Source organism: Citrobacter sp. Igbk 16, from assembly GCF_028069755.1.
Lineage (GTDB): Bacteria > Pseudomonadota > Gammaproteobacteria > Enterobacterales > Enterobacteriaceae > Citrobacter.
This window is the reverse complement of record NZ_JANEWJ010000029.1, coordinates 35,573-57,140: the sequence shown is the minus strand read 5'-3', so window position 1 is coordinate 57,140 and position 21,568 is coordinate 35,573. Positions and strand designations below refer to the sequence as shown.

Annotated in this window: 19 protein-coding genes; 14 read left to right on the top strand and 5 right to left on the bottom strand. The window is 52.3% G+C overall.

Going from position 1 to position 21,568, the window contains the following annotated elements; translation table 11 throughout:
- Positions 1-48: 48 nt before the first annotated feature.
- From NNO03_RS17645 to adrA, 5 genes are all read left to right on the top strand, one after another.
- Entirely contained in the window at positions 49-1,245 is a 1,197-nt protein-coding gene (locus NNO03_RS17645) for a multidrug efflux MFS transporter (protein WP_202039330.1), read from the top strand.
- Between the two features lie 248 nt (positions 1,246-1,493).
- Positions 1,494-1,736, top strand: coding sequence for a sigma-S stabilization anti-adapter protein IraP (locus NNO03_RS17640; protein WP_271441109.1), 243 nt, complete (start codon positions 1,494-1,496; stop codon positions 1,734-1,736).
- A gap of 104 nt (positions 1,737-1,840) precedes the next feature.
- Positions 1,841-3,256 (top strand): alkaline phosphatase, encoded by a 1,416-nt coding sequence (phoA, locus tag NNO03_RS17635; RefSeq protein WP_271450122.1) that lies wholly within the window; start codon positions 1,841-1,843, stop codon positions 3,254-3,256.
- Positions 3,257-3,403: 147 nt separating this feature from the next.
- Positions 3,404-3,724 carry a phosphate starvation-inducible protein PsiF gene (gene psiF / locus NNO03_RS17630; RefSeq protein ID WP_048212462.1) on the top strand — a complete coding sequence of 107 codons (321 nt, stop codon included), beginning with the start codon at positions 3,404-3,406 and terminating at the stop codon, positions 3,722-3,724.
- 91 nt (positions 3,725-3,815) lie between these two features.
- Complete coding sequence (gene adrA / locus NNO03_RS17625; protein ID WP_271450126.1) at positions 3,816-4,931, top strand: diguanylate cyclase AdrA; 1,116 nt, start codon at positions 3,816-3,818, stop codon at positions 4,929-4,931.
- Between the two features lie 14 nt (positions 4,932-4,945).
- Here adrA and proC read toward each other — a convergent pair whose 3' ends face one another.
- Positions 4,946-5,755 carry a pyrroline-5-carboxylate reductase gene (proC, locus tag NNO03_RS17620; RefSeq protein WP_048212460.1) on the bottom strand — a complete coding sequence of 270 codons (810 nt, stop codon included), beginning with the start codon at positions 5,753-5,755 and terminating at the stop codon, positions 4,946-4,948.
- Positions 5,756-5,944: 189 nt separating this feature from the next.
- Between proC and NNO03_RS17615 the strand changes: the two genes are divergently transcribed.
- The 4 genes from NNO03_RS17615 to ppnP all read left to right on the top strand — a co-directional run bounded on the left by NNO03_RS17615 (position 5,945) and on the right by ppnP (position 8,442).
- Entirely contained in the window at positions 5,945-6,400 is a 456-nt protein-coding gene (locus tag NNO03_RS17615) for a YaiI/YqxD family protein (protein ID WP_101741820.1), read from the top strand.
- A 184-nt stretch (positions 6,401-6,584) separates the two neighbouring features.
- Complete coding sequence (gene aroL / locus NNO03_RS17610) at positions 6,585-7,130, top strand: shikimate kinase AroL (RefSeq protein ID WP_202039326.1); 546 nt, start codon at positions 6,585-6,587, stop codon at positions 7,128-7,130.
- Between the two features lie 278 nt (positions 7,131-7,408).
- Positions 7,409-8,086, top strand: coding sequence for an AroM family protein (locus NNO03_RS17605; protein WP_137384659.1), 678 nt, complete (start codon positions 7,409-7,411; stop codon positions 8,084-8,086).
- A 71-nt stretch (positions 8,087-8,157) separates the two neighbouring features.
- Positions 8,158-8,442, top strand: a complete 285-nt coding sequence (gene ppnP / locus NNO03_RS17600) for a pyrimidine/purine nucleoside phosphorylase (protein WP_003021477.1) — start codon at positions 8,158-8,160, stop codon at positions 8,440-8,442.
- 93 nt (positions 8,443-8,535) lie between these two features.
- Here ppnP and rdgC read toward each other — a convergent pair whose 3' ends face one another.
- Positions 8,536-9,447, bottom strand: coding sequence for a recombination-associated protein RdgC (gene rdgC / locus NNO03_RS17595; RefSeq protein ID WP_137384658.1), 912 nt, complete (start codon positions 9,445-9,447; stop codon positions 8,536-8,538).
- 91 nt (positions 9,448-9,538) lie between these two features.
- On the opposite strand from rdgC, the gene mak reads away from it, so the two are divergent.
- Complete coding sequence (mak, locus tag NNO03_RS17590; protein WP_271450121.1) at positions 9,539-10,447, top strand: fructokinase; 909 nt, start codon at positions 9,539-9,541, stop codon at positions 10,445-10,447.
- Positions 10,448-10,451: 4 nt separating this feature from the next.
- Here mak and araJ read toward each other — a convergent pair whose 3' ends face one another.
- The 3 genes from araJ to sbcD form a co-directional block, all read right to left on the bottom strand.
- Positions 10,452-11,621 carry an MFS transporter AraJ gene (araJ, locus tag NNO03_RS17585; RefSeq protein ID WP_137384707.1) on the bottom strand — a complete coding sequence of 390 codons (1,170 nt, stop codon included), beginning with the start codon at positions 11,619-11,621 and terminating at the stop codon, positions 10,452-10,454.
- 194 nt (positions 11,622-11,815) lie between these two features.
- Positions 11,816-14,959, bottom strand: coding sequence for an exonuclease subunit SbcC (gene sbcC, locus NNO03_RS17580; protein ID WP_271450120.1), 3,144 nt, complete (start codon positions 14,957-14,959; stop codon positions 11,816-11,818).
- Entirely contained in the window at positions 14,956-16,158 is a 1,203-nt protein-coding gene (gene sbcD / locus NNO03_RS17575; protein ID WP_271450119.1) for an exonuclease subunit SbcD, read from the bottom strand. The genes sbcC and sbcD overlap by 4 nt, the downstream gene beginning before the upstream one ends.
- 190 nt (positions 16,159-16,348) lie before the next feature.
- Here sbcD and phoB point away from each other — a divergent pair, with 190 nt between their 5' ends.
- The 4 genes from phoB to proY all read left to right on the top strand — a co-directional run bounded on the left by phoB (position 16,349) and on the right by proY (position 21,566).
- Positions 16,349-17,038, top strand: a complete 690-nt coding sequence (phoB, locus tag NNO03_RS17570) for a phosphate response regulator transcription factor PhoB (RefSeq protein WP_003021496.1) — start codon at positions 16,349-16,351, stop codon at positions 17,036-17,038.
- A 50-nt stretch (positions 17,039-17,088) separates the two neighbouring features.
- On the top strand, positions 17,089-18,384 hold the full coding sequence (gene phoR, locus NNO03_RS17565) for a phosphate regulon sensor histidine kinase PhoR (protein WP_137384654.1): 1,296 nt from the start codon (positions 17,089-17,091) through the stop codon (positions 18,382-18,384).
- 407 nt (positions 18,385-18,791) lie between these two features.
- Positions 18,792-20,111 (top strand): branched-chain amino acid transporter carrier protein BrnQ, encoded by a 1,320-nt coding sequence (gene brnQ / locus NNO03_RS17560; RefSeq protein ID WP_040232748.1) that lies wholly within the window; start codon positions 18,792-18,794, stop codon positions 20,109-20,111.
- A gap of 81 nt (positions 20,112-20,192) precedes the next feature.
- A complete protein-coding gene (proY, locus tag NNO03_RS17555; protein WP_271441101.1) occupies positions 20,193-21,566 on the top strand; it encodes a proline-specific permease ProY in 1,374 nt (457 codons plus the stop codon).
- Positions 21,567-21,568: the final 2 nt, after the last annotated feature.

Below are 21,568 nucleotides of genomic sequence, written 5' to 3'. Positions count from 1 at the left end.
TTTGTTAAGCTGCTCGCAGTTTTCAGCTACTTACCGTTATGAGTCCTTATGGAATCCTGGAGAGTTAACCTTATTTCCGTGTGGTTCGGTTGCTTTTTCACCGGACTGGCGATCAGCCAAATCCTGCCTTTTCTACCGCTCTATATCTCCCAACTGGGAGTCACCTCGCACGAAGCGCTCTCAATGTGGTCCGGATTAACGTTTAGCGTCACGTTCCTTATTTCTGCCATTGTTTCACCGATGTGGGGCAGTTTGGCTGACCGTAAAGGGCGTAAGCTGATGCTGTTACGGGCCTCGCTGGGCATGGCCATTGCCATTTTGCTGCAGGCATTTGCAACGAACGTCTGGCAGCTTTTTCTGCTGCGAGGAGTGATGGGGTTAACGTCGGGATATATTCCTAATGCGATGGCGTTGGTGGCGTCGCAAGTCCCGCGCGAGCGTAGTGGCTGGGCGTTGAGCACGCTCTCCACGGCGCAAATTAGTGGGGTGATTGGCGGGCCGCTGATGGGCGGTTTTATTGCTGACCATGTTGGCTTACGTGCGGTATTTTGCATTACCGCCGCGCTGTTGGTGGTGAGTTTTTTGGTCACACTGTTCTTAATTAAAGAGGGTGTCCGTCCGGCGATTAAAAAAAGCGAGCGTTTAAGCGGAAAAGCTGTTTTTGCTTCGTTACCGTATCCCGCGCTGGTCATTAGCCTGTTTTTTACCACCATGGTGATTCAACTGTGTAACGGCTCTATTGGCCCCATTTTGGCGCTGTTTATCAAATCGATGGTGCCAGATAGCTCAAATATCGCTTTTCTCAGCGGGTTGATTGCCTCTGTTCCTGGCATATCCGCTTTGATTTCAGCACCACGTCTTGGAAAACTGGGGGACAGAATTGGTACTGAACGGATTCTAATGGCAACGCTTATCTTCGCCGTGGTGCTGTTTTTCGCCATGTCATGGGTTACCACTCCGTTGCAATTAGGGATATTACGTTTTCTGCTCGGCTTTGCCGATGGTGCAATGCTGCCTGCGGTGCAAACGCTCTTAGTGAAATACTCCAGCGAGCAGATTACCGGGCGCATCTTTGGGTATAACCAGTCGTTTATGTACCTTGGAAACGTCGCTGGACCCTTGATGGGTGCAACCGTATCGGCAATGGCGGGTTTCCGCTGGGTCTTTATCGCCACCGCGAGCATTGTGCTTATTAATATCTGGCAACTGGCTATCGCGTTGCGACGCCGGCGTCTCGCTCGCTGAATAGGGGATTAACAACGCGGGTTGCCCGCGTTGTTAATCCATAATTGAAGATTATATATCTGGGTGACTATTAATCTCCTTACCCTTTTATATTGAATTATTCTGCAGAAAGTGTCATTCCCCCTTATTTTGTGTTGTGATTGTTTTCGCAAAACGTTTTATTTCTGCAATAAATACAACTTTCATCCTCTAGGAAGTTGTGAGTCTTAGTGATAACGTGGCCTTTATTTGGTTAAGGGAATACGAAAATGAAAAATCTCATCACTGAGTTGTTACTTAAGCTCGCCCAAAAAGAAGAAGAGTCGCAAGACCTGGCCGCACAAGTCGCAACGTTAGAGCGGGTCATCATGGAAATGCTGCGCAACATGGCAGCAAATGAGCAGCAAACACTGATTCGTCAAATAGAAGGTGCGCTGGCAGGGGTAAGTCAAATGCCCGCATTTCTAACGACGATGCAAAGTGCTGGCGAGAACTTACCCAAAACGTGTTGAGATATCTGCAGATACTGATCCACGAATTATCATAAAAGTGTCACATCAAATACTTATAGTCGCTTTGTTTTAATTTTACCGTATTTGTACATGGAGAAAATAAAGTGAAACAAAGCGCACTCGCTATTGCCCTGTTACCCTTGCTGTTTACCCCGGTTATTTATGCAGAAACATCTACCGTAGTGGTTATGGATAATCGTGCCGCACAGGGAGATATCACCACTCCGGGTGGCGCACGTCGATTAACGACTGATCAAACGGCAGCACTACGAGATTCTCTGAGCGATAAACCAGCCAAAAATATTATTTTATTGATCGGCGATGGTATGGGGGACTCGGAAATTACCGCTGCGCGAAATTATGCTGAAGGCGCGGGTGGTTTTTTTAAAGGTATTGATGCGTTACCCCTGACCGGACAATACACGCACTACGCGTTGGATAAAAAAACGGGTAAACCTGACTATGTGACCGATTCTGCAGCTTCTGCGACGGCATGGACGACCGGGGTTAAAACATATAATGGTGCGCTGGGCGTTGATATTCACGAAAAAGATCACGCCACTATTCTGGAAATGGCTAAAGCTGCCGGTCTGGCGACAGGCAATGTATCCACTGCTGAATTACAGGATGCCACCCCCGCCGCGCTGGTTGCGCATGTGACGTCGCGTAAATGTTACGGTCCGAGCGTCACCGCTGAGAAATGCCCGACGAATGCGCTGGAAAAAGGCGGTAAAGGGTCAATCACCGAGCAATTATTGAATGCCCGTGCTGATGTTACGCTGGGCGGCGGGGCAAAAACCTTTGCTGAGACTGCTGCAGCGGGCGAGTGGCAGGGTAAAACGCTGCGTGAACAGGCTCAAACTCGTGGTTATCAGATGGTCAGTGATACCGCGACGCTTGCAGCCATTACCGAAGCGAATCAGGATAAACCGCTGTTAGGCTTGTTCTCTGACGGCAACATGCCGGTACGCTGGGAAGGGCCAAAAGCGTCTTACCACGGTAATCTTGATAAGCCAGTCGTGACCTGTACGCCAAATCCAAAACGTAACGATACGGTGCCGACGCTTGCCCAGATGACGGATAAAGCGATTGAGCTATTAAGCAAGAATGAAAAAGGCTTTTTCCTGCAGGTAGAAGGCGCGTCCATCGATAAGCAGGATCACGCCGCAAACCCGTGCGGTCAGATTGGTGAAACGGTCGATCTGGATGAAGCCGTACAGCGCGCGCTGGCCTTCGCGAAGAAAGACGGCAACACGCTGGTCGTCGTGACCGCTGACCACGCGCATGCCAGCCAGATTGTTGCGCCAGACACCAAAGCCCCAGGCCTGACTCAGGCGCTGAATACCAAAGATGGCGCGGTGATGGTTATCAGCTATGGTAACTCGGAAGAGGAATCACAGGAGCATACCGGCAGCCAACTGCGTATTGCTGCCTATGGCCCGCATGCGGCGAATGTGGTTGGCCTGACCGACCAGACCGACCTGTTTTACACCATGAAAGCGGCGTTAGGGCTGAAGTAACCTGCTATTTGGTCACTTAATTTTAAAAATGAGGTGGCTATTTCTGCGTCAGCAACCAGACTTACTACACGTCATCCTTCAAGCAGCCAACATCGAGGTCGCTTGAAAGGTGACGTGTAGAGTGAATACTCACAACAGGATGGTGCTATGAAAATAACATTGCTCGTTACCCTATTATTTGGCCTGGTTTTCTTAACTACCGTCGGCGCTGCCGAGAAGACGTTAACCCCGCAACAACAGCGTATGACCACCTGCAACCAGCAGGCGACGGCGCAGACCTTAAAAGGGGATGCCCGGAAGACATATATGAGTGATTGCCTGAAAAACAGTAAGTCTGCGCCTGATGAAAAGAGTCTGACGCCGCAGCAGCAGAAAATGCGTGAATGCAACGTTCAGGCAACAGAGCAGTCGCTGAAAGGCGACGATCGTAAAAAATTTATGAGCGCTTGCCTGAAAAAAGCTGCGTAATACATACGGGTGAGCGGATAAAATCGCTCACCCGAAATATCATACTTCCGCCGCCAGACCCCTTTCTATAATTTGGGAAATTTGTTTCAGAATATTCCCAAATACGATGAATGATGAAAACTTTTATCAAAAGAAGGCCGTACCGAATGAAGCATTTATATCGCTTCATCAAAACGACCACCAACGTTCCGGTCTGCGATTTGCCCGACGGATAAGACTGCCTCGCGCAGTCGGGCTGGGGGGAATGTTTTTCCCCATCGCGTCGGTATTAGTCTCGCAACCCATAACCGGAGGTTGGTGGCTATTACTGGTGGGATGGGCGTTTGTCTGGCCACACCTGGCGTGGCAGTTGGCGAGCAAAGCGGAAGATCCGCTGTATAGTGAATTTACGAATATTAAAGCCGATGCGATCCTCGCTGGCATGTGGATGGGGATCATGGGGGTAAACCTGCTGCCATCCACGGCGCTGCTGATGATTATCTGCATCAACCTGATGGGCGCAGGTGGGGTGCGATTATTCATCGCTGGCGTCGTGTTGATGGTGGTTTCATGCCTGGTGACGCTACAGTTAACGGATATTCCGGTCGTGTTTAGCAGTACGCAACTGAGCGTGCTGTTGTCGCTGCCGGTACTGGTGATTTATCCGCTGCTGTTTGCCTGGGTTAGCTACCAGACGGTGATCAAATTGGCGGAGCATAAACGCCGCTTGCAGGTAATGAGTACGCGGGATGGAATGACCGGAGTTTATAATCGGCGTCATTGGGAGCTACTGCTGCGCAATGAATTTGATAATTGCCGTCGTCAGCAACGTGATGCCACGCTGCTTATTATCGATATCGACCATTTTAAGAGCATCAATGATACCTGGGGTCATGACGTTGGGGATCAGGCGATTGTTGCGCTGACGCGTCAGTTGCAAATGACGCTGCGTGGCAGTGATGTGATTGGGCGTTTTGGTGGTGATGAGTTTGCGGTAATTATGTGCGGTACACCTGCAACCAGCGCAATCGCAGCGATGTCGCGCGTCCATGAACGACTTAGCCAGTTACGCTTGTCCTGTGCTCCGCAAGTAGCCCTGCGGATTAGCGTCGGTGTTGCTCCGCTGACTTCTGAAACAGAGCACTATCGGGAATGGTTGAAGTCAGCGGATATGGCGCTTTACAAAGCAAAGAATGCCGGACGTAACCGTACTGAAGCGGCGGCCTGACGTCCGACTTGCACTCAGGATTTGCTGAGTTTCTCTGATTGTTCCATGCACTTAACCATCGCTTCGATGACTGACGAACGGAAGCCGCGTTCTTCGAGGACGCGCACTGCCTCAATGGTGGTTCCGCCAGGCGAGCACACCATATCTTTCAGTTCTCCGGGATGTTTACCCGTTTCCAGTACCATCTTCGCCGATCCCATGACCGCCTGTGCCGCGAATTTATAGGCTTGTGCGCGTGGCATGCCACCCTGAACGGCGGCATCCGCCATGGCTTCGATAAACATAAACACATATGCCGGGGCAGAACCACTGACGCCAACGACCGGGTGAATCATCGATTCCGCGATGACTTCGGCTTCGCCAAAGCAGCGGAAAATATTCAACACATCAGCAGTATCTTCCGGTGTTACCAGCGCATTTGGGGTGACGGACGTCATACCTGCATTGACCAGTGACGGCGTGTTAGGCATTGCACGGATAATTTTACGGTCATGACCCAGTGCGCGGGCGAGTTGATCGAGGGTGACGCCCGCTGCAATGGATACCACCAGAGAATCTTTGTTCAGGCTGGAGGTGATTTCACTCAGCACCTTAATCATGATACCTGGCTTCACGGCACCAAAGACAATATCTGCGATCTGCGCGACTTCTTGTGCAGACTGCGCCGCATTTATGCCGTACTGATCGTGCAGTGCTGCGACTTTATCGGGAGAGGGGGTATAGACCCAGATTTGTCCGGGGAGTACCTGGCCGCTGGCGATCAGGCCGCCAAGAATCGCTTTACCCATATTACCGCAGCCGATAAAACCAATTTTCTTGTCCATCTTGTCACTCCCTATGCGTGATATTCATTGTTTTATACCCGTTATTCTTCAATTCACTTGAATTATTTAGGGTAAATCTGGGAAAGCTAAGCTTAGCGCGGAATGAAGGTGTTCAGAAGGAGAAACAGCGCTTTGCCTGAAAGTAAAAGCACGAGACAATGTGCAATTGCACATGTGTCTGGAGGTATTATGACGATTTGGGTGGATGCGGATGCGTGTCCGAATGTGATTAAAGACATTTTATATCGGGCTTCCGAGCGAATGCAGATGCCGCTCATTTTGGTCGCCAATCAGAGTTTGCGCGTTCCGCCTTCGCGTTTTATCCGCACCTTACGTGTTCCGGCCGGGTTTGATGTCGCCGATAACGAAATTGTGCGCCAGTGCAGCGCGGGAGACCTGGTTGTCACGGCGGATATTCCGCTGGCCTCTGAAGTCATTGAAAAAGGCGCTGCGGCACTCAACCCACGCGGTGAACGCTATACCGAGGCGACGATTCGTGAACGCCTGACGATGCGTGATTTTATGGATACGCTGCGCGCCAGCGGGATCCAGACCGGAGGGCCTGACAGCCTTTCGCCGCGTGACAGGCAACATTTTGCGGCAGAACTGGACAAGTGGTGGCTGGAAGTTCAACGTAGAAAATAACAACTGTAATTTATTTTTTACACTTTCTTCGTTATGAATTCTTGTTATAGTAGGGTTTAATCGATTTTATCGCCTTATTGGAATTTATTCTTTACACTTTGGCGATGTACTAGTTTGATGGTATGATTATAACTTTAACAGCATCAGATCCCGCTTATCTGCGGTTCTCTGGGGAACTTCTGTGATGACACAACCGCTTTATCTTGTTGGCCCCCGGGGGTGTGGTAAGACGACAACCGGTATGGCGCTGGCGAAAGCCATCGACTTTCAGTTCGTTGATACCGATCGCTGGTTGCAATCACACGTGCAGATGACCGTGGCTGAAATTGTTGAAAGAGAAGGATGGGAAGGTTTTCGTGCCCAGGAAACGACCGCCTTGCAGGCCGTTACGGCCCCCTCAACAGTTGTGGCGACCGGCGGCGGTATTATTCTTACTGAATATAATCGTCACTACATGCGTAGTCACGGCATGGTCATCTATTTAAATGCACCGGTATCGGTACTGGTAAACCGCCTGGAAGTGGCGCCTGAGGAAGGATTGCGCCCGACGTTAACCGGCAAGCCATTAACCGAAGAAGTGCAGGAAGTTCTTGAGCAGCGCGATGCGCTGTATCGTGAAGCGGCGCATTATATTGTTGATGCGACGAATGAACCTTCGCAGGTTGTGGCTGATATTCTTGCGATACTGTCGCAAGCCCGGTCACGGCGGCAGGGCGGAGCTTATCGTTAAGGGCTTCCCGATATAGACCAACCCTTCCACTCAATCCCGGGTGCGCAGACAAATTATCTGTCCTCTGCCGGAGCGTGCCTGTATCACAATTTTCGAACCTCCCGGTATCCCGCGGAAAGTGAAAATTAAACGATAACAATATAGTACTGGAATGATTTGGAATCTTTACACTATGCATCGCCGATCTGCTGCTACGCTTTTGAGCATTTGTAGCGCAGGTCAGTATCCGGCATTTGTCCGGGAATTCACAGCAAAGTAAGAAGACGGTGGAGCAACAAATGAGTACGTCGTTGGCTATCCTCACGATTGGTGTTGTGCCGATGTGTGAGGTGTTACCGCTCCTGACGGAATATATCGATGAACAACACATTACTCACCACAGCCTGCTGGGACAGATGCGGCGAGAAGATGTGATGGCTGAGTATGCAGTATCGCCCGGTGACGAGTCGTTATTGACGCTGCTGAGCGACCATCAACTGGCTCATGTCTCGCGCCAGAAAGTCGAGCGCGATTTGCAAAGTATTGTTGAAGTGCTGGATAACCAGGGGTTTGACGTTATTTTGCTGATGAGCACGGCCTCAATTTCCCGCCTGACGGCCCGCAATAGTATCCTGCTGGAGCCTTTACGAATTATTCCTCCCCTGGTGGCCTCAATTGTTGAAGGGCATCAGGTTGGGGTGATTGTGCCGGTCGCCGAATTGCTCCATGCCCAGGAACAAAAATGGCAGGTGCTACAGACGCCCCCTGTCTATGCCGTGGCAAACCCGATCCACGGTTCTGAGCAACAGCTGATTGATGCCGGAAAAGATCTGCTTGAGCAGGGGGCGGATGTGATCATGCTGGATTGTTTGGGGTTTAACCAACGCCATCGTGATTTACTGCAAAAGTCGCTGGATGTCCCGGTTCTTCTGTCTAACGTACTGATTGCCCGACTGGCATCCGAGTTGCTCGCTTAATTTTGCGTGACAGCTACAACGTCAGGCCCCTATATTGGTTATCAACTTAATCACGAGATAGGGCCAGTTGTATGCTTCAAAGTAATGAATACTTTTCCGGCAAAGTAAAATCGATTGGTTTTACCAGCAGCAGTACTGGCCGCGCCAGCGTTGGCGTTATGGCGGAAGGTGAATACACCTTTGGTACGGCGGCACCTGAAGAGATGACGGTGGTAAGCGGTGCGTTAAATGTGTTACTGCCGGGGGAAACAGAGTGGAAAGTGTATGCCGCAGGGGACGTGTTTAACGTACCGGGCAACAGCGAATTTCATCTGCAAGTGGCAGAGCCAACATCCTATCTTTGCCGCTATTTGTAATTGTTTAGTGCCTGATAGTACTCACTTATCTGGCCTACGCCTATTGTAGGCCAGATAAGTCGTAAGGGGTGGCATCGGGCAATACGACGTCACTCAGCGCTGTGCTTCGCCGCCTAAACCTTCCACCAGGCTTTTAATCAACGCGGCCAGTTCACCCGTCATCAGGATGAAATCGGCATCAAAACGTTGAGCATAGTCTTCACGGTCGATGTCTTCATTTTGATCGCGCAGTTCATCGCTGAACTTCAGACGCTTAATGGAACCGTCGTCGCACATGACAAACTGAATACGCTGCTGCCAGTCGAGCGCCAGCTTGGTGACCAGTTTGCCTGCTTCGATGTGTACGGCAATTTCATCGCAAACCAGATCCTGTTTCTTCGCGCGGATCACGCCACCATCTTCCAGCATCGCTTTCAGTTCGGCTTCATCCAGTAACTGGAAACCTTGCGCCGTCGTGCCGGAACGGACCCATTCGGTCAGCGTCAGTTCGATTGGGTTTTCCATCGTCAACGGGACAACCGGCAGTGAACCGAGGCTTTTACGCAGCAGTGCCAGCGTGTCCTCTGCTTTCTTTGCGCTGGCACAGTCGACAATGATCAGGTCATTGACGGTGTCGATCCACATCATTGTCTGGCTGAAGCGGCTAAAGGCGCGCGGCAGCAATGAGTGCAACACTTCATCTTTCAGCGAGTCTTTTTCGGTCTTTTTGAGCTTGCGACCCTGCTCAGCTTCCAGTTTGGCTATTTTTGCTTCCAGCGCCTGTTTGATAACCGGCGACGGCAGAATTTTTTCTTCTTTGCGGGCGCAGATAATAATTTGGCCATTGGCGGTATGCGTTAATGCATCGCTGTGCGATCCCATCGGCGGAACCCAACCCATTTTTGCCATATCCTGGCTACCGCAAGGGGTGAACGTCATTGATGCCAGCTGTTTTTCCATCTCTTCGGCACGCAAAGAAACATCGCGGCTAAGACGGTAAACCATTAAATTTTTGAACCACAGCATGATAATTTCCACGGCCTTGTCGTTAAATCCAGCGGGCATGATAGCGAATTGTCGCTATGCTTGCATTGTTAATCGGGAAGAGGAGTAAACCGTGCGTATAGGTATCGATTTAGGCGGTACGAAAACGGAAGTTATCGCGCTTGGCGATGCGGGTGAGCAGCTTTTTCGCCATCGCCTGCCGACGCCGCGTGATGATTATCGACAAACCATAGAAACCATCGCCGCACTGGTGGAGATGGCGGAAAAAGCCACCGGGCAGACGGGCACCGTGGGGATGGGCATTCCCGGTTCAATTTCGCCTTATACCGGGGTGGTGAAAAATGCCAACTCAACCTGGCTCAATGGACAACCCTTTGACAAAGACCTGAGTACGCGACTGAACCGTGAGGTCCGCCTGGCAAACGATGCTAACTGCCTGGCGGTGTCTGAAGCGGTCGATGGCGCAGCCGCGGGAGCGCAGACCGTGTTTGCGGTGATAATTGGTACCGGCTGTGGTTCCGGTGTGGCGCTCAATGGCCGGGTACATACCGGTGGTAATGGCACGGCGGGCGAGTGGGGGCATAATCCACTGCCGTGGATGGATGATGATGAGTTGCGCTATCGACAAGAGGTGCCTTGCTATTGCGGTAAACAAGGCTGCATTGAAACCTTTATCTCAGGGACGGGTTTTGCCACTGATTATCATCGCCTGAGCGGAAATCCGCTAACAGGCAGTGAAATTATCCGTCGGGTAAACGAACAGGATGCGCTGGCGGAACAGGCGCTGAGTCGGTACGAATTACGCCTGGCGAAATCGCTAGCGCATGTGGTGAATATTCTCGACCCGGATGTCATTGTGCTGGGCGGGGGAATGAGCAATGTCGACAGGCTGTACCAAAACGTTCCGTCACTGATTAAGCAGTTTGTTTTTGGCGGTGAGTGTGAAACGCCTCTGCGCAAGGCGTTACACGGTGACTCCAGTGGTGTGCGCGGCGCGGCCTGGCTGTGGCCGCAGGCATAAACGTTTACGTCGCGGGTGCAACCTGTTGCACACCGCGCTTCAGACGACCATAGATCAGCAGTGATGACATCGCGGAAAAAGACAGTAGCGCCGCAGGGATCGTGACGTAGTTGTAGGCAAAGCCCAGCGTCAACATTAAGCCGCCGAAGTAAGCGCCAATTGCGCTACCCAGATTAAAGGCCATTTGCCCTCCGGCCGCGCCCAGCAGTTCACCACCCTTCGCGTTTTGCAGCAGTAAAATTTGCAGCGGTGCTGATAGCGCAAATAGTCCCGCACAGCAAATAAAGGCGAACGTCAGCGAGGCGGCTTTGATGCCGCCGAATGCAAACAGCAGCAGCAGGGCCACTACAATCACAAAATCGGTTACTACCGCAATGCGTAGCGGCGTGTAGCGACCAGACAGTCGTCCGCTCAGCAAGTTGCCCAACACCATCCCCAGCCCAACCAGCATCATGATGAAAGTCATCAGCGTTTCGGAGAAACCAGAGATGTACATCATGTAGGGTTTTACGTAGCTGAACCAGGCAAAAACACCGGCGTTCCCAAACATGGTGGCGGAGAAAATGAGCCACGGTGCGGGACTTTTCAGAAAGTGAAATTGCTCGCGTAGCCTGCCTTTTGCTTCGTCGCGGAGGTTGGGTACCCAAAACATAACCGACAGAATAACGGCGATGTTAAACACGGCAATCAGCAGGAACGTGTAGCGCCAGCTAAACGTCTGACTCAGCCAGGTGCCAACGGGAATGCCAATCAGATTGGCGACGGTCATGCCGGAAATCATACCCGCTACGGCAGCGGTGACTTTACCAGGACGCGCCAGCTTTGACAGGATAATCGCGCCGACGCCAAAAAATGCCCCGTGTGGAAACCCGGAGACCAGCCGACCTACCGCCAGCATAAAATAGCTGGAAGAGAGGGTGAAGATGGCGTTACCGACCACACACAGCGTGACCAGAAACAGCAGAATATGCTTGAGCGAAAAACGATTGGAAAACACGGCAATAATGGGGGCGCCGATGACAACGCCAAAGGCGTAAAACGAAATCATATGGCCAGCATCGGGAATGGAAATGCCCACGTCACGCGCCAGTTCGGTTAATACGCCCATAATGCCAAACTCGGCCATGCCCAGCCCAAACGTCCCGAGAGCTAAAGAGAAAATGACTTTTTTCATACTACCTGCCAACAATAAAGACGCAGGATGTGCGCCACAGCGTCGAATGCTCGCCGCCAATAAAGGGATAGCTTGCGGATAAGAAAAAGGGATTGCCATTTCATATCCGTCTTTGTGTATTCACGATCGTGCTATGTATTATGCCGGATGATGCTTACGCATATCCGGCCCGTGAAACCACATCCGTTGGTTGATTACTCCACCGCAAACATCTTATCGAGTTTGCTGTAACCTAATCCGTTGATTTTTTTAACCTTGATCTGCACCGGAATCCGTTCTTTCATCGCTTCGACGTGACTGATGACGCCAATGGTCTTGCCGGTGGCGTTCAGGGCATCCAGCGCGTCGAGGGCGGTATCCAGCGTTTCGCTGTCCAGCGTGCCGAAACCTTCATCGAGGAACAGAGAGTCAATGCGTGTTTTGTGACTGACCAGGTCGGACAGCGCCAGCGCCAGCGCCAGGCTCACGAGGAAGCTTTCGCCGCCGGAGAGCGTGCGGGTATCACGCACGGCATCGGCCTGCCAGGTATCCACCACTTCGAGTTCCAGCGCCTCACTGGCCTTGCGTTGCAACAGATAGCGACCGTGCAGGCGGGTCAGCTGATTGTTGGCCAACCAGACCAGGTTATCCAGCGTCAGTCCCTGGGCAAATTTGCGGAATTTATCACCTTCTTTCGAGCCGATCAGCGCATTCAGGTAGCCCCAGTCTTCGACCTGCAGTGAGGCCTTTTCAATCTCTTGCATCAGGGTCTGCTGCTGCTGGCGGTTTTCGGCATCCTGCCTGAGCTGCTGGCGAATTTCGCCCTGGCGCGTAGTGTTGTCCCGCAGTTGTTGCGTGAGCTGTGCCAGTGCATCGCGAAGATAGTCCACGGTGAGTGTGAGATCCGCGCCGACAGGCGGTTGCTGCTGATGCGTTGCCAGCGCCTGCTGAGCCTGGTTAAGCAGCGTTTGCGCTTGTTGTAGCTGGCCTTCCAGCGACTGCTTAAGCTGCTCAAGATGGTTAAATGCTTCTTCATCCAGCAGGGCGGCAAGGAAGGCGTCGCGATCGTCAAAAACACTGGCCTGCAATGCGCTATCAAACTGTGCCTGAATTTCTGCTGCGCGTTGAGCTTCCTGTGCTTCCTGTTGTTGCAGCGACTGCCACTGGCCCTGTAATGAGAGGCAGTCATCGTGCACCTGCCGCCAGTTTTCCAGTGCCAGGCTTTCTGTTGTTTCTTCATTTGTGCCGGTTTCGGGCAATGTTTCCAGCAATGGTACAAGCTGTGCCATTTTCGCCTGGAGCTCGGTCAGCTCATTTTGGCGACGTTGCCACACCTGCGCTTCGCCCGCACGTGCGTTAAGCCAGGCGGTGATCTCGTCATCGGCAGGAAGTGACAGACCGTAGCGGGCTAATTCAGCCAGAAGCGTCGTCTGCCGCTGTTCAATATGCTGCTGAAGCTGGATTATCTGTTCGGAATGCGCAGTAATTTGTGCCTGCAGGGCATGACGCAGGCTCAACTGGTGAAGCTGTTGTTCGTGTTCCTCCTGGGCTGCAAGCCAGGGGGCGATATCATCCTGCGGTTGTAACGTTATGTTCAGACGGGTAGTCAGCGCCTGCCACTCTTGAGTAAGTGCTTGCTCCTCCTGAGAAAGCGTCTGTACCTCGCGTTCATCGCGCTGTAGCTGTTGGGTTATCGCGTCGAGCTGTCCGCGTAGCGTTGACCCCTCATCGGCCAGCGTTTTGACCTCTTTTTCCAGGGTTTCACGCCGGGTCTGATTCACGCTCAGTTCGAGCGTTTGATAGCGCTCAATCGCCGGATGCGCGGTGGAGCCGCAAAGCGGACAAGGCTGTCCGGATTGCAGTAAAGCACGCTGGCTTTCCAGATCTTTAATCCGTGCTTCCTGCTCGCAGAGCGTTTTTACATCAGTCAGATGCTGATTTTTATCTTTATAACGCTGACGTTTTTCGGCCAGGGCCGCGTTGCGTTGCGCTTGCTCCTGCTGGCGCTGCTGAATTGTGGTGCGTAGCTGTGCCAGCTGTTTTTGTTTCGGCGCAATTTGTCCATGCAGATTGCTCAGTTGCTGGCGTAATGGACGCAACTGTGCGTGCTGCGCCAGCGCTACCGTGACCTCTTGCGTGCTAAGGGTCAGCGAGGGAAGCGGCAGTGCATCCAGCTTGCGTACGTCGCTGTCGCGGAGTTTTTGCCACTGACGTAGCTGTTCGTTAGCGTCAGATTGCTGTGCCAATAGCGCTTTCCATCCCGCCAGTTCGCTGCTCCACAAGCGGAAACGGTCATGTTCGTTCAGCCAGTCGGTTAGCGTCTGCTGTTCGGTGAGCAGGGTCGTCGACTGTTTTTGTGCCTGCTGACGGATGCGCCCACGCAGCGCTAAGCTGCTTTGTAAGCGAGCATTCACTTCCTGAATATTCTGCCGTGTTCGGCTGAGCGTGGCGGATTGTTCCTGAATTCGCTCCCAGTACGGACGCAACGCTCTGGCGGGATGTGCCAGGCTAAGTGTCGCCAACTGCGGTTGTGCTTTTTCTTGCGCCTCTTTTGCGGTCTGTAAGGCTTGCTGGTGGCGGCTTACTTCTGCCTGTAGCTCATTTTGTCGGATGAGCCAATTGAGATGCTGTTGCTGGATTTGCTGACGGGTAAGATGCTGTTTCTCTTCGTCAGTAAGTACCTGCAAACTTTCTGTCAGGGACTGTACCTGCTCTGCGGCGAGCAGGGCAACACCGCTGGCCTGCGCCTGTAGCTTTTCCAGCTCTGTGCGCGCCGCTTTATGTTTTTCGAACACCATGGCGGAGATTTGTCCATAAATCTCGGTCCCCGTCAGTTCTTCCAATAGCTCGGCGCGTTCTTTCGGTTTGGCATTGAGAAAAGCCGCGAACTGCCCCTGAGACAGCAACATAGAACGGGTAAAGCGTCCGTAGTCCAGTCCGGTAAGTTCGGCAGTGATTTCCAGCTTGTCTTTAACTTTATCGGCGAGAATTTTGCCATCCGCGCAGCGAGCCAGTTCGACACGCGGAACCTGCAGGTTACCTTCTGGTTGATTGCGCGCGCGGTTCTGACTCCAGAATGCACGATAGGCTTCGCCTCTGACCTCGAATTCAACTTCGGCCAGACATTCCGCCGTGTCGCGGGTCATCAGGTCATTTTGCGACTGCGATACGGTATTGAGTCGTGGTGTTTCGTGGTACAGCGCGAGGCAAATCGCGTCCAGCAGGGTGGTCTTCCCGGCACCGGTTGGACCGGTGATGGCAAACAGCCCGTTGCTGGCAAAAGGCTCTGCCGTGAAATCAACTTTCCATTCCCCTTTCAGGGAGTTGAGGTTTTTCAGACGCAGGCTGAGAATTTTCATGCTTCGGTCTCCCCGGCGAGCGTGTGTAAGGTTCTGCTAAACAGGTGATTCAGACGCTCACGCTGTGGATCGTCGAGTTCTTCCAGTGCCAGACGGCGGTCAAACACCTCCGTCACGCTCAATTCACTCAACGTTTCGCGCCGTTCATTGGCCATGATGCGCTCGCGTTGTTCACGACTACGCCGCACCAATAAGACTTCTACCGGTAAATCCTCGGTCAGGGCCTGGATTTTGCGCTGCATATCGTGCAGATAGTCATCGGTCGTGATTTCTATATCTAGCCACACCGGCGGTTCCTGATGCGTGCCACGCCATTGTTCCAGCTGTGCGCTAATCGTCGCTATATCGCCTTTCAACACGGCAAGCTGTTGGGTTACTGGCACGATGAGGTTTTCAACGGCGCTCAGCTTACCGTTTTCAAAGCTCACCAGGTGGACACATTTGCTTTTGCCGCACTCGTCAAAACTGAGTGCAATTGGCGAGCCGCAATAGCGAATATGTTCTGTACCGCCGATGACCTGTGCCCGGTGAATATGTCCCAGCGCGATGTAATCCGCTGGTGGGAAGTTTTGTGCCGGAAAAGCATCCAGCGTCCCAATATAAATATCACGTACGGCGTCACTTTTACTGGCGCCGACGGTGGTCAGATGCCCTGTCGCAATAATCGGCAGATTCTGGTCGCCACGCAGCGCGCAGGCGTCCTGATATTGCTGTTGGTAATAGTCGGTGATTGCACCTAATAAATGCTGCTGTTTTTCGTGACCGGTTAGCCCCGCCTGGCTGGTAATGATGTCACGCGGACGTAAAAAAGGAACCGGACAGAGGATCGCGCCCGGCGTGCCGTCGCGTTGAGGGAGCACTTGCGGCGCGTGGCCCGCGCTGGCCACAACGGTGGTATTGAGGAACGCCAAAATATCGCGGGATTCATTGAGTGTGGCAACGGAGTCATGGTTTCCTGCCAGCACGACCAGATGACAGCCCGTTTGCTGTAGATTGACAACAAAACGGTTATACAGCTCGCGGGCGTAGCTTGGCGGTGAACCGGTATCAAAAATATCACCTGCCACAATAATGGCATCCACCTGATGGGATTGTGCCGTTTCCAGCAGCCAGTCGAGAAAGGCCTGGTGTTCAGCGGCGCGGCTCTTGCTGTAGAAATTTTGGCCCAGATGCCAGTCAGACGTGTGGAGGATGCGCATAAGAGTTCCATGACAAAAAAACGATGGCGGAGATTATAACCTTGCAAGGGCGGTAATATCTTGTTTCCGGGCTGTCATAATTCGCCTGGCTGCGTTAAACCTGGACTATCTTTTCATAAATCTGTCATAAAAGTGACGCATAATGCCACGGTATTGATGGCAAACGATTTAATTATAAACAGGGCAAATCATGGCGAGACGTATTCTGGTCGTAGAAGATGAAGCTCCAATTCGTGAAATGGTCTGCTTCGTGCTCGAGCAAAACGGTTTTCAACCCGTAGAAGCCGAAGACTATGACAGTGCTGTGAACCAACTTAATGAACCCTGGCCGGATCTCGTCCTGCTTGACTGGATGCTTCCCGGCGGCTCGGGTCTACAGTTTATTAAACACCTCAAGCGGGAAGCGATGACGAGGGATATCCCCGTGATGATGCTGACGGCGCGCGGCGAAGAAGAAGACCGTGTGCGGGGTCTGGAAACCGGCGCGGATGACTATATTACTAAGCCGTTCTCTCCGAAGGAGCTGGTGGCGCGTATTAAAGCCGTCTTACGACGTATTTCCCCCATGGCGGTGGAAGAGGTTATCGAGATGCAAGGGCTGAGTCTTGACCCTACCTCGCACCGTGTGATGACCGGTGAGGACCCGCTGGATATGGGGCCTACCGAATTCAAATTGCTCCATTTCTTTATGACCCATCCTGAGCGTGTCTACAGCCGCGAGCAATTACTCAATCATGTGTGGGGAACCAACGTATATGTCGAGGACCGGACGGTCGATGTGCATATTCGCCGGTTGCGTAAAGCGCTGGAGCATAGCGGACACGATCGTATGGTGCAGACGGTACGCGGGACGGGATATCGCTTTTCGACCCGCTTCTGACTGCAGGTAATAAGAGCCTGAGGGATTAGGCTGTAAATGGAGTAAGACGTTTGCTTGAACGATTGTCATGGAAAAGGCTGGTACTGGAGCTGATCCTCTGCTGCATACCGGCTTTTATCCTTAGCGCTTTTTTTGGTTATCTACCCTGGTTTTTACTGGCGTCGGTAACGGGCCTGCTTATTTGGCATTTCTGGAATTTATTGCGTTTGTCCTGGTGGCTGTGGGTAGACAGGAGTATGACGCCTCCACCGGGTCGTGGCAGTTGGGAGCCACTGCTCTACGGACTGCATCAAATGCAGTTGCGTAACAAAAAGCGACGTCGCGAATTGGGTAACCTCATTAAACGCTTTCGCAGCGGTGCCGAATCTCTGCCCGACGCAGTGGTACTGACCACTGAAGAAGGCGGGATTTTCTGGTGTAACGGACTGGCACAGCAGGTTTTAGGGTTACGCTGGCCGGATGATAGCGGGCAAAACATTCTTAACCTGCTGCGCTATCCGGAATTTACGCTGTATCTGAAAACACGCGACTTTAGTCGGCCAATTAATCTGGTACTCAACACCGGACGGCATCTGGAAATTCGTGTAATGCCCTACACCGATAAGCAATTGCTGATGGTGGCGCGTGATGTTACGCAGATGCACCAGTTGGAAGGTTCCCGACGTAACTTTTTCGCCAACGCCAGCCATGAGCTGCGCACGCCGCTGACGGTGTTGCAAGGTTATCTGGAGATGATGCAGGAGCACCCGCTGGAAGGGACGACGCGAGAAAAAGCGCTGCATACCATGCGTGAGCAAACCTACCGTATGGAAGGGCTGGTGAAGCAGTTGCTGACACTGTCGAAAATTGAAGCCGCACCGGCGATGATGCTCAATGAAAAGGTGGATGTGCCGATGATGCTGCGCGTGGTTGAACACGAAGCACAGACGCTGAGCCAGCATAAACACACGTTTACTTTTGACGTTGATAGCCAACTGAATGTGCGGGGCAACGAAGAACAACTGCGTAGCGCAATCTCAAACCTCGTGTATAACGCAGTGAATCACACGCCTGCGGGAACGCATATTACCGTACGCTGGCAGCATGTGGCGTCGGGAGCGGAGTTTAGCGTGGAAGATAACGGTCCGGGGATTGCTGCTGAGCATATTCCACGTCTGACTGAGCGTTTTTATCGTGTAGATAAAGCACGATCCCGACAAACGGGGGGGAGCGGATTAGGACTGGCGATTGTGAAGCATGCCCTGCATCATCACGACAGCCGTTTGAATATCGACAGCACTCCAGGCAAAGGGACACGATTTAGTTTTGTGCTCGCGGAACGTTTAATTGCCAAAAATAACGGTTGAAACGTATTCGTAAGCTTATCTTTCCAAAAGCCAGCGCAAGCTGGCTTTTTTTGTTGCAGTCAATAAATAGATCCTGAATTTTACGACGTTTGATTGTTTTTTGTTCGCATGATTACCCATGTCTTTTTCCCGGTAATGGTGTTTTGTGCTAGCTCAATTTTTCATATCGCTATATTGTTCTGGTTTTTAGATCCCACCTTGCTTTAAAACGTTATAAGCGTTTAAATTGCGCATCAAATGCTGTCATACCGACTGCATTTACGCGGTAAATCGAAAAACTATTCTTCGCCGCGCCAGGCAGGGAGAATTTCCCGCTGGAATTGCTTAAAAATGCCGCTGTATCATCCCGCAGGGAAAGGCAGAAAATTAAACGTTTTCAACACCACATCCACAGGCAGTAAGACTTTATGACCCATCAGTTAAAATCGCGCGATATTATCGCTCTGGGATTTATGACATTTGCACTGTTCGTTGGTGCAGGTAACATTATTTTCCCCCCAATGGTTGGTTTGCAGGCAGGCGAACACGTCTGGACCGCAGCCTTTGGCTTCCTGATTACCGCCGTAGGCCTTCCGGTACTTACCGTGGTCGCACTGGCGAAAGTGGGCGGCGGCGTGGACAGCCTGAGCACGCCTATTGGTAAAGTTGCCGGTCTGCTGCTGGCTACCGTCTGCTATCTGGCCGTGGGGCCATTATTCGCCACGCCGCGTACTGCAACGGTTTCGTTCGAAGTTGGGATTGCGCCGCTGACCGGTGATTCCGCGCTGCCGCTGTTTATCTACAGCGTGGTGTACTTCGCGATTGTGATTCTGGTGTCACTGTATCCCGGCAAACTGCTGGATACCGTGGGCAACTTCCTTGCTCCGTTGAAAATTCTGGCACTGGTTGTGCTTTCCGTGGCGGCGATTGTCTGGCCTGCGGGTCCGATCAGCAATGCAATGGAAGCCTATCAAAACGCAGCATTCTCGAATGGTTTTGTGAACGGCTATCTGACGATGGATACGCTGGGTGCGATGGTATTTGGTATTGTTATTGTGAACGCAGCTCGTTCGCGTGGCGTTACCGAAGCGCGTCTGTTGACCCGTTACACCGTCTGGGCGGGTCTGATGGCGGGCGTGGGGTTAACGCTGCTGTACCTCGCGTTGTTCCGCCTGGGTTCAGACAGTGCGACGCTGGTCGATCAATCTGCTAACGGTGCGGCAATTCTGCATGCGTATGTTCAGCATACCTTCGGTGGTGCAGGCAGTTTCCTGCTGGCGGCGTTGATTTTCATCGCTTGTCTGGTCACTGCGGTTGGCCTGACCTGTGCGTGCGCTGAGTTCTTCGCACAGTATGTACCACTGTCTTATCGTACGCTGGTGTTTATCCTTGGCGGCTTCTCGATGGTGGTCTCTAACCTGGGCCTGAGCCATCTGATTCAGATCTCTATTCCGGTGCTGACGGCTATCTATCCGCCATGTATCGCACTGGTTGTATTAAGCTTTACCCGCTCATGGTGGCATAATTCTTCCCGCGTCATTGCACCTGCGATGTTTATCAGCCTGATTTTTGGTATCCTTGATGGCATTAAAGCTTCTGCAATTGGCGATGTCTTACCAGCCTGGACCCAGCGTTTACCGCTGGCAGAACAAGGGCTGGCGTGGTTGATGCCAACAGTCGTGATGGTGGTCCTGGCCGTTATCTGGGATCGCGCAGCGGGTCGACAAGTGACCTCCAGCGCACACTAATATCACTGACAATAAGTTTTAACCACGGGGCTATTAATATGGCCCCGTGGTTTTTTTATTGTGTTAACAGGTTAGGAATCGATGGAAAGTAATAACAAGCTAAAGCGTGGGCTGAGCACCCGGCACATTCGCTTTATGGCATTAGGTTCAGCAATTGGTACCGGGCTGTTCTACGGTTCAGCCGATGCCATCAAAATGGCGGGGCCGAGCGTATTGTTGGCCTATATTATCGGTGGCGTCGCGGCGTACATTATTATGCGTGCGCTGGGCGAAATGTCAGTCCATAACCCCGCAGCCAGCTCTTTCTCGCGCTATGCGCAGGAAAACCTTGGACCGTTGGCTGGTTACATTACCGGCTGGACCTACTGTTTTGAAATCCTGATTGTCGCCATTGCCGATGTGACAGCCTTCGGTATTTATATGGGCGTCTGGTTCCCGGCCGTACCGCACTGGATTTGGGTACTCAGCGTCGTGCTGATTATCTGCGCTATCAACCTGATGAGCGTGAAGGTGTTTGGTGAGCTGGAATTCTGGTTCTCGTTCTTCAAAGTCGCCACCATCATCATCATGATTGTTGCTGGTTTCGGCATTATCATTTGGGGGATTGGCAACGGTGGGCAACCGACCGGCATCCATAACCTGTGGAGCAACGGCGGGTTCTTCAGCAACGGCTGGCTCGGGATGGTGATGTCGCTGCAAATGGTGATGTTCGCCTACGGCGGGATTGAGATTATTGGTATTACCGCGGGTGAAGCAAAAGACCCGGAAAAATCTATTCCGCGCGCCATCAATTCTGTCCCCATGCGCATTCTGGTGTTTTATGTGGGGACGCTGTTCGTCATTATGTCTATCTACCCGTGGAACCAGGTCGGCACAGACGGCAGCCCGTTCGTTATGACATTCCAGCACATGGGCATTACCTTTGCGGCGGGCATTCTCAACTTTGTGGTTCTGACTGCGTCGCTATCAGCCATTAACTCTGATGTATTCGGTGTAGGCCGTATGCTGCACGGCATGGCGGAGCAGGGCAGTGCCCCGAAAATGTTCGCCAAAACCTCGCGTCGTGGCGTGCCGTGGGTCACGGTGATGGTGATGACCATCGCGCTGCTGTTTGCGGTGTATCTTAACTACATCATGCCAGAAAACGTCTTCCTGGTGATCGCCTCTTTGGCAACGTTCGCCACGGTTTGGGTGTGGATCATGATCCTGCTGTCGCAGATTGCTTTCCGTCGTCGACTGCCGCCGGAAGAAGTCAACGCGCTGAAGTTTAAAGTACCGGGTGGGGTAACGACGACCATTGTTGGACTGATTTTCCTGGTCTTTATCATTGCGCTTATCGGCTATCATCCGGATACCCGCATTTCGCTGTACGTCGGCTTTGCGTGGATTCTCCTGCTGCTTGCTGGCTGGGTATTCAAACGCCGCCGCGAGCGTCAACTGGCAGAAGTACAGTAATT